Here is a 13,377-nt window from a genome sequence, read left to right on the forward strand (position 1 = left end):
GAGAAGGAGGAAAGGCAGATGAGCAATGTGGTAACACGTCGATCTTTTCTGAAGCTCTCGGCGGCTGCCGGTGCTGCTACGGCGCTGGGCACCACGGCGGTGACCAACCTTGTGCAAAGCTCGAAGGCCTATGCAGAGGAAGACACTGTTGAGGTGATGGGCACGTTCTGCCGTGCTTGCGTTCTTGCCTGCCCGGTGAAGGTTACGATTCGCAACGGGCGTGCAACGCGCATCGAGGGGGATAGCCGAAGCGGTTTGTCTCTCGGCCGTGTGTGCCCCAAGGGCCTTTCGGGCATTCAGGCCCTGTATCATCCCAACCGCACCAAATACCCCATGAAGCGCGTGGGAGAGCGCGGCGTCGACAACAAGTGGGAGCGCATCACCTGGGACGAGGGCATCACCATGGTGGCCGAAGCGCTCATTGAGATGCGCGATAAGACGGGCCGCAACGGTCTTTTGGTTACCAGTGGCGGCGGCGGCAACCCCAGCTTCATCGATCCCGCCGGTTTTCGTGGCTACTGGGGCGCCGGCAATATTTTCGAGCCGGGCTGCGCTCAGTGCGCTATGCCCCGCGACTTTGTACAGAATATGATGTATGGCGGCGGTCCCGAATTCACCTCGATTGCTGACGGTCAGTGTACGGAGTACTACAATCCTACTATCAGCGCCGAGTGCTTTGTTATTTGGGGCACGGGACCTGCTCAGTCGGGCCCGGCCCAGGCGGGACGCGTGACAGTGGAGCTTCGAGAGCATGGCTGCAAAACCATCGTCGTCGATCCCCGCTTTACTGCTGACGCTGCTCGTGCCGATGTGTGGCTGCCTATTCGTCCCGGTACCGACCTGGCTATGATGTTGGGCTGGCTGAACTATATTCTTGAGAACGATCTCTACGATGAAGAGTTCGTTACCAAGTGGACCAACTTCCCGTTCCTGGTGAACCCGAATGATCCGGCAGGAGCGCTGTTGCGCGCCTCTGAGGTTGCGGGCATGGACACCGCGAAGGGCGAGGGGTACGTTTATTTCGACGAGGGCACCAACAAGGTGACCAAGACCTATGCACTCTCTCCCGAGAACGAGAGTGGCTATAAGCCTGCTTTGTTCGGGGAGTACGAGGTTACCTTGGCCGATGGCTCGAAAGTGAAGTGCAAGACCGCTGGTCAGGCTTATCGTGAGAGCGTGGCGGAATGGACGCTCGAGAAGACGGCGGAAACCTGCTGGGTGGACCAGAATGACATCAAGACCGCCATCGAGATGTACGCCAGCGCCAATGCCGGCGGCATTTCCCTGGGCGTTGCCACCGACCAGCATCCCCAGTCTACCCAGGCCGGCATGGGTGTCGGCGCCCTTACCGTGCTTATGGGCAACATCGAGAAGCCGGGTTGCCCGGCTACGTCGCGTCCGCAGGCTCCGCTGGCCTATATGTGGAACGGTACCAAGCGCGCCAAGTTCTGGGACTTCACGCCCCAGCACTTCATGGATTTCGATCCGAACGACAATGAGAGCGGTTACGTCTACCAAACGGAGCAGGCCATTACCGAGCGTTTGGGCTACATCGAGCACAAGGGCTTTGGCTATTGGCAGCATTCCCATATCCCCACGGTGCACAATGCCATTATGACTGGCGAGCCTTACAAGCCCCATGTGTGGCTGGAGCGTTCGGGCAACAAGCTGGTGACCTTGGCCGACTCTTCTTCGTGGATCGACGCCATCCATAAAATGGACTTTATTTCCCACTCCTACATGTACCACACTTCGTTTACCTTCGAGGCAGCCGATGTGATGTTCCCCATTACCGAGTGGCTTGAGTCTCTGTACTCGCAGTTCGGCGGCAACATGATGGGCATGTACATGCCGGCTACCATTCTGTTCGAGCATGCCGATGACCGCTTTACCTGGGGCACTATTCTCAAGAAGCTGGGCGATTTGGGCGATCCGAATGGCTACAACGCCTATTACGTGGATAAGTCCCACTATGCGCAGTGCGATTGGGAGGAGTATAAAGAGGCGCTGACCATCATCGGCAAAACGTTTGAGGAGACGCGCGAGCTCAACCCCTGGGCGAACGGCACTCCGGAGGAAGTATGGGCGGCCACTCCGTACGAGCAGGCCTATCTTGCCCCGGCAGAAGACGGCACCTACACAGGCTTCTACTTGCGCACGGATCCTGCGGATATTACCGATTCGCCGAAGAAGCTGCCACTGTACCTGGACAAGATGATCTACATCGGGCGTCACGGCCTGGAGAAGTTCGAAATGCCTCCGGCCTCTGAGGACTACAGTCCCGTGCCCTATTACTGGGAGCCGAGCGAGTCGCCGTTGGAGGATTCCGATTACCCGCTGGTTATGACCGAGGGTCGTCTGCCCTTCATCTTCCATTCGACGCTTCGCAACATTCCCTATATCCGCGAGATCTATCCGGCTCCCGAGCTGTGGATCGATCCGGAAGCCGCCGCAGAGCGCGGCATCGAGAACGGTGACTGGGTGCGTGTGAAGTCTCGCCGCTGTGAGGGGAACAAGTTCGTGCCTGATGGCATCAATGCCGTTGCTTACGTTACCGAGGGCATTGCCCACGGAACCGTGTATATGGAGCGTTTCTGGAACCCCGAGTTCCTGGAGACTGATGGTGAGGACGCCCGCAAGAGCTGGACGACTATGAACCTGAACACCCTCACCAAGAAAGAGCCGCCCTACAACCCCGAATGCGGTTCCTATACGCTTCGCGGCTTCACCGTACAGGTGGAGAAGGGCGAGCGTCCTGAGGGTATTTGGTATGAGCCTGAGGACTTCCAGCCTTGGATGCCTCAGCCTAGCGATAACACGGGAGGTGTGTACTAATGAGTCGTTATGCTCTCGTAGTCGACCTTGATCGCTGCATTGGCTGCCAGGGTTGCGAGATTGCTTGTAAAAGCGAGAATGGCGTTGCGCTCGGTGAGAAGTGGTCCAAGGTGTTCAAGGTGGGACCGACGGGAACCTATCCAAAGCTGGAGCAGTATTATCTGCCCGTTATGTGTCAGCAGTGCAAAGATGCCCCTTGCGTGCATGTTTGTCCTACAGGCGCTTCGTACCGCGACCCCAACACGGATGTCGTGCTGGTTGACAAGGAAAAGTGCATCGGTTGCAAGTACTGCATGATGGCCTGCCCCTATGACGTTCGTAATTGGAATCGCGAGGAGCGCGTGGTGGAGAAGTGCACCTTGTGCTCGCAGCGCTGGACCGAAGACGGGCCGGTGGAGCCGCTGTGCGTGAGTGCCTGCTGTGCCTCTGCGCGCTATTTGGGTGATCTGGACGACCCGAATTCTGCCGCCTCTCAGGCCCTGGCCGCTAAGCCGGATGCCGTTCGTCATCTCAAAGACGTGGGCAACGACCCTTCGACGGCCTATCTCTTGTCTGAAAAATACGCAACATGGAAGAGCGGTGAGTAGCAGTGGAAATTCAATGGTCCCTTGTATTGTTCACGGTATTCGCTGGCGCCGGTAGCTGGATGTTCGTCGGAGTAGCGGTCAGTGAGTTCACGGGTCGTGGCAAGAGCGTGTCGTTTGCGACCTCGCTTATCGCCATGGCACTTATCATCGTCGGAGGCTTGTGCTCGGTGACGCACCTCTCGCATCCAACTCGCATGCTGGGCGCCCTTTCTCATCCGACGTCGGGCATTGCCATCGAAGCTTTCATGCTGGGCTTCACGTGCTTGGCCATTATTGTGTATCTCATTTTGCTGAAGCGCTCTTCCTCTGAGCAGGCGCGCAAGGCGGTGGCGGCCGTTGGCGGTGTGCTGGGCATTTTGTTCAGCTTCCTTATGGGCGAGTCCTACATGATGGCGGCTCGTGCCACGTGGAACCACTTTATTGTGCCGACGGAGTACGCAGTGACCTCGATGGTTCTTGGTGTGAGCCTGTACTTGCTGGTGCTTGCTTGCCGCAAAGAGAAGGAGGCGGCGGCATTTTACGGCTTGCCGCTTGCGGTTGCTGGTGCCATCTCGCTCATTGTGGGCATCATCTATGGTGTGTTCTCTGGGGTGCACGCTGAAGTACTCCAGTTCTGGGGCTGCGTCGTGGTGCTGGGCGCCCTGGTCCCTATTATCTGTGGTGCGGCGCTCATGAAGAAGCCGGAGGCTGCTTTGGGGCTGACGTTGTGCTCCAGTGTGGGCGCGCTGTTCGGCAGCGTAGTGTTCCGTATGCTTATGTGGGCCTCGGGTGTGGGCCTGTACACCTTCTTCAATGGATTGGGCTAGAACGAGAGCATCGGCTGACTGATTTGCCCGCTAGTTCAAAAGAAGTTTGAGTGAAGCGAGGCCAGGGCGCCTTTGGCGTAAGGCCTCGCTTCCCTTTGCAAGATGAAAGGAGAGGGCCATGACCGAGGCCATTCCGGCGCTCTGCGAGGCCAACGTCTCACGCGCTGCTATTTATCGAGTGCTTGCATCGCTCTATTTCAAGGAGCTCTCTGAAGAGCAGCTCGACCATATCAAGGGTTTGGATTTTTCAGCTTTCGACGGTATGGACGAGGAGTTTTCTGCCGGCTGCGCTGATATTACGGCGTATCTGAGGAGGAAGAACTCCGCCACCCGACAGTTGTTGGCGGCTGATTACGCCGGGGCCATCTTGGGAGCGGGTATGCACGACGAGCGTCGCGCTACGCCCTATGAGAGCGTGTTTACCAGCGAAAAGGGCCTCATGATGCAGGAGGCCCGCGATGAGGTGTACAAGACGCTTCTCAAGGCGCACCTAGAGGTCAACCCGAACCTCCGCGTGCCCGAGGATCATTTGAGCTTCATGTTCGAGTACCTTGCCGTCATGGCCGAGCGCTGCAACGAGAGTCTTCAGGCGGGGGATTTTGCCGAAGCATTGGAGAACCTGCAAACCGAGCAGTCCTTTCACCGTGATCACCTTTTGAATTGGATCGATGCCTACTGCGATTGCCTGGAGTCCTGTGCTGAAACGCGGTTTTACCAAGGCGTCGCAAAGATGACTCGCAGCTTCGTTTACCTCGACAAGGAGCTTCTCGATGATCTGACGGAGGCGGTTTCTGAGATGGTGGAGGACCGTGTCGCAGCCTAGTTGATGTACTCCATGAGAAGCAACTTCCCAGGTCAAGTGCTGGTCAATTATTGACCAGCGAAGAAATGACCGAGAGGGCGGTGCTTTTCGGTCAAATATACATCTACGAGCTGGACAAAGCTTCCTTTACCGTTCAAGAAGTCGAATTGGCGATAAGACGAGGTCGCCAGAGAGGAGGGAGTTCTTCTCATGGAGCGAAGAACATTTCTATACGGCGCCGGCGGGTGTGCGGTGCTGTTGGCGCTGGGGGGTACCGTGAAGGTGCTCGACGGCAACGGCGAGGCGAGCGACGCGCTGCGTCCTCCCGGAGGCCAGGACGAGGACCGCTTTCGCTCGCTGTGCATCCGCTGCGATAAGTGTCGCACCGTCTGTCCCGAGGACTGCGTCTCGGTTTCGAGCATTGAGGACGGCTTGCTGAATGCGCGACTGCCTCGGCTTGATTTCCATCAGGGGAAGTGCACGTTCTGCGATTTGTGCATCGAGGCCTGCCCGACGGGCGCCCTCGAAGCGTTTGATCCCGCCTCCGACAAGATCGGCATTGCCGTGGTCGATCCCGATCGCTGCATTGCCTACGTGTCGGGCAGTTGCGACCGATGCGATGTCTGCGAATACGACGCCATTGTGTTCGATGAGATGAAGCGCCCCTCGGTAGTTGAGGAGAAGTGCAACGGTTGCGGTGCGTGCACCGAAGCGTGCACGGCCAATGTGTTCCTGAGTTTCGACGGCGATCGCCGCCGAGCCATCGAAGTGGTTCGGGCCTAAGGGGGAGTAATGACTGAAAAAGAAGTGAAGAAATCCTCCAGGCCCACTGTTACCCAGGTGCGCACGGCGGTTCTTATCGTGGCCTTTGTAGGCATTGCTGTTGGCTTGGCATTCCATATCGGCTGGGGCACGCTGTCGTCCATGGGCATCGGCGCTATTGCGGCCATTTGTCCTTTGGGCGCGCTGGAAACGTTCGTGGCGTCCAAGACGCTCATTCCCCGCATGGTGATCGCCCTCATCGCAGTGGTTGTCATTGCTATCCTGGTGGGACGCATGTTCTGCTCTTGGATTTGCCCTGTGCCGCCGCTCTCGAAGTTCTTCCGACCGGGCAAGAAAGATAAGGCCGGGGAGAAAAACGCCGAGAAAACGGCTGAAAATGGAGCCTCCGGCGCGGTGGCCGCCCCCTTGACAGCCGAGGAGCAGGCAACCCTTAAGGCTGCTACCAGTCATCACCACGAGGAGGGTTGCTCTTCCGAGAAGGGCCACCATTGCGGCGCCTGCGGCTCGCTCTCGCCCGTGGGCGGAAAACGCGACGGGCGCAAGATCGACAGCCGCCACTGGGTGCTCGGTGGCTCGCTTGTCTCGGCAGCTATCTTCGGTTTTCCGGTGTTCTGCCTGATCTGCCCGATCGGCTTGGTGTTCGCCACGGCCATTGCTGTGGTGCGCGCGGTGGGCTATCAGGAGCCCACGTGGTCGCTCTTGATTTTCCCGGCCATCCTTATTGTGGAGCTGGTCGTGCTGCGCAAGTGGTGCCATAAGTTCTGCCCCATGGGTGCGCTGCTCTCTCTTCTTAACTGGGGCAACAACAAGATTCGTCCCAAGGTGAACGAGGAGGTGTGCCTGCGCTCGGCCAAGGGAACCGACTGCCAGGTGTGCGTGAATGTGTGCCCTGAGGGTCTCGACCCCCACAGCAAGCATATTCCGGAGTGCACGAAGTGCGGTCTCTGCGTTGATGCCTGCCCCTCCAAGGCCATCTCGCTTTTGGGCCGCTCCAAGAAACCGGTCCTTGCCGGATCCGAGGTTGCCGTGAAGAAGCCGGCCTTTGTGGGATCAGAAAGCGCTGCCAAGACCACAACGCCCGACCTGGGCGACGATGCCGACCTGGTCCTCGATTAATCCGGCTCTCGACTGATTCGGTCCTCGACTGATCCGGTCCTCGACCAATCTGCTTCTTAGGTAATTCCCTTATATAGTGCCCCCTCCAGCTTACCCGCTGCACCATGCCCTTACGGTGCAGCGGGTTTTTTACGCCCTTGGCTACCACCGTGAGCCCAGACGACGCCGAGCTGCACAACTTACGGTGCGGCGGTTTTTATGCTCTTAGCTACGGCGCTGCAGCAGTTTTTGCGAAAGGCCCACAATGATGGGGGGAGTCGCTGCGTTTTGACGGCGAGTATCGCGGGGGTGGGGCTCGCTGCGTTTTGACGGTGGGTTTCGAGGTAGTGGGGAGCTGCGAAAGGCCGAGGATGGGTTTTGCAGTGATGGCGCGCGTTGCGTTTTGACGGTGGGTTTCACGGTGGTGGAAGCCGCGGTACCTAACTTCCAGAATCGGCGTCTTTGGTACCCGTCAACTTCCATCCTGAAGCTAGCCACCTGGGCTTTTGCAGGAGTGCGATACCAATGTGGCCGATTTTGACTCGCCGAAGGGTACCAAATCCTCTTGTATTGGAACTAAGGCTGGAACCAAGGCTGATGGGGTCAAAGGTCGATGAATCAAAGGTCGGTCGATGAGAATCAAGTCGAAAGCCGCCAAGGCGGGTGATGTGCCTTCCAGCACCCTTTCTCCTCCGCTAGATGCCCCTTGCATTTGGTGCTTCCCGTCGTGCGCGGGCCTGACCATCCTGGCTCTTTCGCTGGATAGCCGGTCCTGCGCCCTCTGGCGCCATCCCCGCTGCTCCTGGGCCGTTCCTGACGCCCCTGGCTGCCCCCGGCTCTTTCGCCGGGCGGTCCGTTCGGCCTTGGCGCCCCGGCCTTGGCGCCCTCTGGTGCCGCTCCCGGTGCGCGCCGTTGCGTAGAACCCAGTCTCTTCCGAACGCACAGCGCCTCACCGATCTTAAGGTTAAGGAGCAGTTAACCTCCTTAAGCACCTCTTTTTCTCCCTTATTTTGCTCTAGGAGGATGAGGTATTTTTAGGGTAGAAAACCATGAGTTCCCAGTTCGAGCGTTGGTTAATTCTTAATTGGTTCAGAAATAACCTCATTAGTTAATCAATTCAGATAATTATGAATCTGGGCGAGGCCGTTGCGTCCCCGTAACCTTCCCGTTGTTCGCAAGACGAGGGAAGAAAGGGGGACGACCATGACTATGGTCATGAGCGAGACGGACACCGATACGTCCAAGGCCGACGAGCTGCCCGAGGGCAGTTATCCCGCCATCGAGGATCTGGAAGAACGCGTGCGCGCCGACGAGGAGGCCGCTGTTACGTTCACGCTTGAGGGTTTGACCCATGCCATTTGCAAGCAGCCGCTCAATCGTCCGATCTATCGCCGCATTCTCATGTTCTTCGATGAGGAGCATTCTACGGAAGAGGCCGAAGCATTCATCGCCGAGATTCCGGAGTTCACCTACGCCATTCAGCCCGAGGGTCGTTTTCTTGATGTGCTCGAGCGCAATGGCGGCATCGAGCGCGTTGCCGTGGAGGACGAAGAGACCGAGGGCGCGGAGTCTGCCGAGGCCATTGATGGCAGCCAGGAAGACGCCGACTCGGCCGCCGAGGCTGTCGAGGACAGTGAAACCGCAGCGGAAGAAGCGGTCGCCGAAGACGAGGCACCCGTCGATGAGCTGGCCAGTTTGGTGGGTGCTCGCTGGATTGTGACCGACTTGGGTCGCCAGTACGTTGAGGCCACCGACCCCATGGCTCCGCTGAAGCAGCTTATTACCCAAGATGCCGACCGAACTGAAACCTATCTCATGGTGCTGGGCATGTGCGCTGAGGCGTCGCAGCCCCTTGCCGAGATCGAGCGCGCCGTGCGCGCCCTGCAAAACGAGAACAAAAGCGCCGCCCAGATACAACCGAGCATATATCTGGATCGACTAGAGCGTGTGGGCGGGCTTTATTGGAAAGGCCAGTGGAACATTACAGAAGAGGGGAGGAAGATCCTGGCCGATCTGACGGCGTAACAGCCGAAGCGATAGTAAGAGAAGGAACGCTAGAAGAAGGAGAACAATCGTGGCTGAACTCACGATGACGCGACGCACCTTCGCGAAGGCCAGCGCCCTTGCCGGCGTGGCCGCTGCGGTAGGTGCGACGATGACGGAGGGCCTGGCTGATGCCCCGGCGGCTTTCGCCGACGCCCCCGCCGAAGTCAAAACTTACAAGAGCATGTGCCATGGCTGCATCCAGCCCTGCGCCGTGCTGGTAACCGTCGAGGACGGCGTGGTCACCCGCATCCAGGGCGACCCCGACGCTCCCAACAACAAGACCGGTGTGTGCGTGAAGTGCCTGAACCAGCTGCACACCTGCTACAGCCCCCGCCGCGTGCTGCATCCCATGAAGCACGTTGAGCGCGGCACCAACAACTGGGAGACCATCTCCTGGGACGAGGCCATCGAATTGGCCGCCGACAAGATCGGCGAGGCCATCGAGAAGTACGGCCCCTACAGCTTCTTCGCCTCCGGTGGCGGCGGTGGTCTGTACTGCGGCTTCCACGGCTACAACTTCCCCGAGGGCTTTGGCTCGCCCAACACCTTCGAGCCCGGCGGCGCTCAGTGCTTCGAGCCCCGCGTTACCTGCGCACCCCTGGTGGGCATGGTGTGCTCGCAGTCCATTGCCGACTCCCGCGTTGTGGAGCCGTTCAACACCTATGATCCGCAGTGCGAGATGCTGGTCATCTGGGGCGCCCAGCCCACCATCTCCCAGACCGCTAACTCCGGCCATGCCATGGCCGACCTGCGCGTCGACCGCGGCTGCAAGACCGTCGTTGTGGACCCGAACTTCTCGCCCGACGCTGCCAAGGCCGACGTGTGGCTGCCTGTGCGTCCCGGCACCGACACGGCGCTGCTGCTCAGCTGGATCCGCTACATCTTTGACAACGAGCTGTACGACGAGCAGTTCTGCAAGTACTGGACGAACCTGCCGTTCCTCATCAACCCCGACACGCGCTTCCCGTATCTGGCCGAGGAGATCTGGCCGGACTACAAGAACCCGTCGGCCGACCCGAACGAGGTGTACTCCAATCCGGCCTACGTGTGCTTCGACGCGAAGACCAACTCCATCCAGCCCTTCCCCTACACTGCTCCGGCCGATTCTCCGGTTGACCCGGTCATCCTGGCCGAGGTGGAAGTGAACGGCAAGAAGGCCAAGACCGCCGGCCAGATTTACTGGGAAGAGGCCGAGCCCTGGACCCTCGAGGCCGCTGGCGAGTACTGCTGGTGCAAGCCCGAGAAGATCGAGGAGGCCATCCGCCTCTACACCGACGCCAAGGTTGCCGGCATCGCCCACGGCGTAGCCACCGACCAGCAGCGCTGCGCTTCCGAGGCTCCGCTGGGCTGCCTGATGCTCGACACCATGATGGGCTACATTTACAAGCCTGGCTGCACCATCACGCTGACCAACCAGCACTACGAGAGCCGCCCCATCGCCTACTGGGGCCCCATGATGCGCGATCTGTGGGTAAACCAGTACGGCATCAGCTGGGTGACCGGCTACACCGAGAAGTGGAACCGCGAGCGCGTGGAGAACTTCGAGGACAAGGAGTCCCAGGCCTGGTACATGCAGATGATGAAGGACAAGCTGGGCTTCAACCGCTTCCGCGGCTTCTACAATCAGGACACCACCCATGCTCCCTCCATCCTGCACGCCATCATGACCGGCGAGCCCTACAAGCCGCGCGTGTGGTACGACTTCTCGGGCAACAAGTTCGCCGTGTGCGGCAACGCCTCTTCCTGGTACGACGCCCTGGGCGAGCTGGACTTCATCATCGGCCAGCACCCCATCGTCACTTCCTTCCACTACGAGGCCTGCGACCTGTTCTTCCCCATGAAGGAATGGCTCGAGTGGAACGGCACCGGCTCTCAGCAGAACAAGACGTTCATGTACACCGAGGTGGTGCACTTGGGCGAGACCGCGCACAACTTCATCTCCTCCAACCGTGTGCTGCAGCGCTACCGCGAGAAGTACAAGCCGGAGGATCTGGACAACCCGGCGCCGCTCAACCGCGGCGACTTCAAGGCCGGCGACGAGCTGACCGAGCAGACGCTGCGCAACCATGTGGCCGAGAAGTTCGAGGCCGAGTCGTGGGAGTATCTGAAGGAGCACCAGGACGAGTTCATTCCGAAGGTCATCCCCGAGGAGCAGTATTACTGCTACAACCAGCACGAGGAAATCGTGGACGACGGCCTGCCGGCCGGCTTCCCCACGGAGTCCCGCAAGCTGGAGCCCTACTGCACCATGTACCTGCACATGAGCCGCACGGGCTTCCCCATTGCCTACCCGGCCCAGTGGGAGCAGCTGGAGACGGACTACAACCCCATCTGCGTGAACATCCCGCCGGTGGAGGATCCCACCACCGACACGGAGTATCCGCTGGTCATCACCTCCGGTCGTCTGCCCTACTTCCACCACGGCACCATGCGCCATGCGGCCTTCGCCCGTGAGCTGTGCCCCGTGCCCGACTGCAAGATCAACCCGAAGACGGCGGCCGAGTACGGCATCGAGCACATGGACTGGATCAAGATCACGTCTCGTCGCGGTTCCACCCATGCTCGCGCCTACCTCACCGAGGCCGAGGCGCCCGGACAGCTGTGGATGGAGCGCTTCTGGAACCCCGAGGCCTACGATGCCTCCCAGAAGAACCCCGACGGCGGCTGGCGTCAGTGCAACATCAACGTGCTGACCACCAACTTCGTCGAGAACCTTGACCTGTCCGAAGAGGACTTCGTCGAGGGCGATCCCGAGAAGACCAAGAACCCGTGGAACCTCGTGTACGGTTCGTTTACCCTGCGCGGCTTCACGGTGAAGATCGAGAAGAGCGAGCGTCCCGAGAACATCTGGGTGGAGCCCAAGGAGTTCCAGCCCTTCATGCCGACGCTCCAGTCCGAACCTCAGACGGGAGATGTGTACTAATGGCTCGAAACTGTCTTGTCGTCAACCTGGACCGTTGCTCTGGCTGCGACGGCTGCGTTGTCGCCTGTAAAATGGAGAATAAGATCAACCTTGGTGAGTACTGGAACCGCGTGGTGACCGTAGGCCCTACCGGCACTCACCCCGATATCGAGATGTACTGGCTGCCGGTGCAGTGCCAGCAGTGCGAGCATCCCTCCTGCGTGGAGGTGTGCCCCACCGGCGCCTCCTACCGCGATCCTGAGACCGACGTCGTGCTCGTCAACAAGGAGAAGTGCATCGGCTGCAAGTACTGCATGATGGCCTGCCCCTACGGCGTGCGCTCCTTCAACGAGGACGAGCGCGTTGTGGAGAAGTGCACCCTGTGCAGCCACCGCACCGCCGACGGCTCCGGCCTGCCCAACTGCGTCGTGTGCTGCGCTACGGGCGCCCGCTTCTACGGCGATCTGGACGACCCGAACTCCGACGTGTCCAAGGAGCTGGCGAAGTACTCGGATGACTGCATCCACACTCTGCCTGACAATGCGGGCACCGGTCCTATCACGCGCTACATCCTGTCCCCCAAGATTGCTGCTTGGAAGGAGCTGGCATAACATGGAAATTCAATGGTCCCTCCTCCTCTTCAGCCTCCTGGCCGGCACGGGCGGCTCCATCCTGGCCCTCGTGTCCGTCTCCGAGCTGACCGGCATCGCGCCGAAGAGCCGCAAGGCCCTCGTGATCCTGGCGCTGGTCCTCGTGATCGTGGGCGGCCTGTTCTCGGTGACCCACCTCGAGCAGAAGGCCCACATCATGGCCGCGGCGGCGAACATCCTGTCGTTCAGCGCCATCTCGATGGAGCTCATCTTCGTGGGCCTGGTGACCATCATGGCGATCGTCTACCTCGTGGGCATCTTCCGCGGCCTGTCCGCCGGCGCCATGAAGGTCGTCGCCGTGGTGAGCCTCGTCGTGGGCCTGCTCCTGGGCTACGTCACCGGCTCGGGCTACCAGATGGGCGCCCAGCCCCTGTGGAACACGCCGATGCTGCCCCTGGCCTACCTGGGCACCGACCTGGCCCTGGCCGCCGCCATCTACGGCGCGGTGACCGCGGGCGCCAAGGACGCCGGCGAGGCCGCCGGCAAGCGCTGCGCGCTGTACTGCGTCATCGGCGCCGCCGCCTCGCTCGTCTTCTGCCTGCTCTACGGCGTCATGTCGGGCGCGGCCATGGAGCCGGCGCTCTTCTGGGGCGGCGTGGTCGTGCTCGGCGGCGTGGCGAACCTCGCCTGCGCGCTGTTCGCCCTCAAGAAGGCCGACTGCGCGGGCATCTACGTAGCTGCCTGCGTGTTCGCCCTCATCGCCGGCGTGTGCCTGCGCGCCTTCATGTGGCTCGTGGGCACGGGCACCCTGGACTTCTTCGCGGCCGCGGCCGACCGACTGGTCCTGTAGGTAACCCATTCCGTTTGGCTCCGCCGCACCCGTTCTCCTTTCCCTCCAAAAAACCAGGTGCGGTGGGGCCTTTTCTGAAAT

At 60.2% G+C, this 13,377-nt stretch carries 10 protein-coding genes; all 10 read left to right on the plus strand.

All coding sequences use genetic code 11. The annotated features are described in order from the left end of the window. Nucleotides 1-18 precede the first annotated feature (18 nt). Nucleotides 19-2,835, plus strand: a complete 2,817-nt coding sequence (locus PZH32_RS05490; protein ID WP_275206727.1) for a molybdopterin-containing oxidoreductase family protein — start codon at nucleotides 19-21, stop codon at nucleotides 2,833-2,835. Next, complete coding sequence (locus tag PZH32_RS05495) at nucleotides 2,835-3,422, plus strand: 4Fe-4S dicluster domain-containing protein (RefSeq protein WP_275206729.1); 588 nt, start codon at nucleotides 2,835-2,837, stop codon at nucleotides 3,420-3,422. The genes PZH32_RS05490 and PZH32_RS05495 overlap by 1 nt, the downstream gene beginning before the upstream one ends. A 2-nt stretch (nucleotides 3,423-3,424) precedes the next feature. Further along, nucleotides 3,425-4,228: a dimethyl sulfoxide reductase anchor subunit family protein gene (locus tag PZH32_RS05500; protein ID WP_275206731.1), complete on the plus strand. Its 804-nt coding sequence runs from the start codon at nucleotides 3,425-3,427 to the stop codon at nucleotides 4,226-4,228. Between the two features lie 118 nt (nucleotides 4,229-4,346). Then, nucleotides 4,347-5,051: a TorD/DmsD family molecular chaperone gene (locus PZH32_RS05505; RefSeq protein WP_275206732.1), complete on the plus strand. Its 705-nt coding sequence runs from the start codon at nucleotides 4,347-4,349 to the stop codon at nucleotides 5,049-5,051. A gap of 189 nt (nucleotides 5,052-5,240) precedes the next feature. Then, on the plus strand, nucleotides 5,241-5,813 hold the full coding sequence (locus PZH32_RS05510) for a 4Fe-4S dicluster domain-containing protein (protein WP_275206733.1): 573 nt from the start codon (nucleotides 5,241-5,243) through the stop codon (nucleotides 5,811-5,813). Between the two features lie 9 nt (nucleotides 5,814-5,822). Continuing rightward, nucleotides 5,823-6,929 (plus strand): 4Fe-4S binding protein, encoded by a 1,107-nt coding sequence (locus tag PZH32_RS05515; protein ID WP_275206734.1) that lies wholly within the window; start codon nucleotides 5,823-5,825, stop codon nucleotides 6,927-6,929. Between the two features lie 1,182 nt (nucleotides 6,930-8,111). Then, on the plus strand, nucleotides 8,112-8,933 hold the full coding sequence (locus tag PZH32_RS05520) for a hypothetical protein (protein WP_275206735.1): 822 nt from the start codon (nucleotides 8,112-8,114) through the stop codon (nucleotides 8,931-8,933). 49 nt (nucleotides 8,934-8,982) lie between these two features. Further along, nucleotides 8,983-11,877: a molybdopterin-containing oxidoreductase family protein gene (locus PZH32_RS05525; protein ID WP_275206736.1), complete on the plus strand. Its 2,895-nt coding sequence runs from the start codon at nucleotides 8,983-8,985 to the stop codon at nucleotides 11,875-11,877. After that, complete coding sequence (locus tag PZH32_RS05530; protein ID WP_275206737.1) at nucleotides 11,877-12,467, plus strand: 4Fe-4S dicluster domain-containing protein; 591 nt, start codon at nucleotides 11,877-11,879, stop codon at nucleotides 12,465-12,467. Before PZH32_RS05525 ends, PZH32_RS05530 begins: the two co-directional genes overlap by 1 nt. Nucleotide 12,468: 1 nt before the next feature. Continuing rightward, nucleotides 12,469-13,296, plus strand: a complete 828-nt coding sequence (locus PZH32_RS05535) for a DmsC/YnfH family molybdoenzyme membrane anchor subunit (RefSeq protein ID WP_275206738.1) — start codon at nucleotides 12,469-12,471, stop codon at nucleotides 13,294-13,296. Nucleotides 13,297-13,377 lie beyond the last annotated feature (81 nt).

The organism is Adlercreutzia equolifaciens (assembly GCF_029076695.1).
In the GTDB taxonomy this organism is placed as follows: Bacteria; Actinomycetota; Coriobacteriia; order Coriobacteriales; family Eggerthellaceae; genus Adlercreutzia; species Adlercreutzia equolifaciens_A.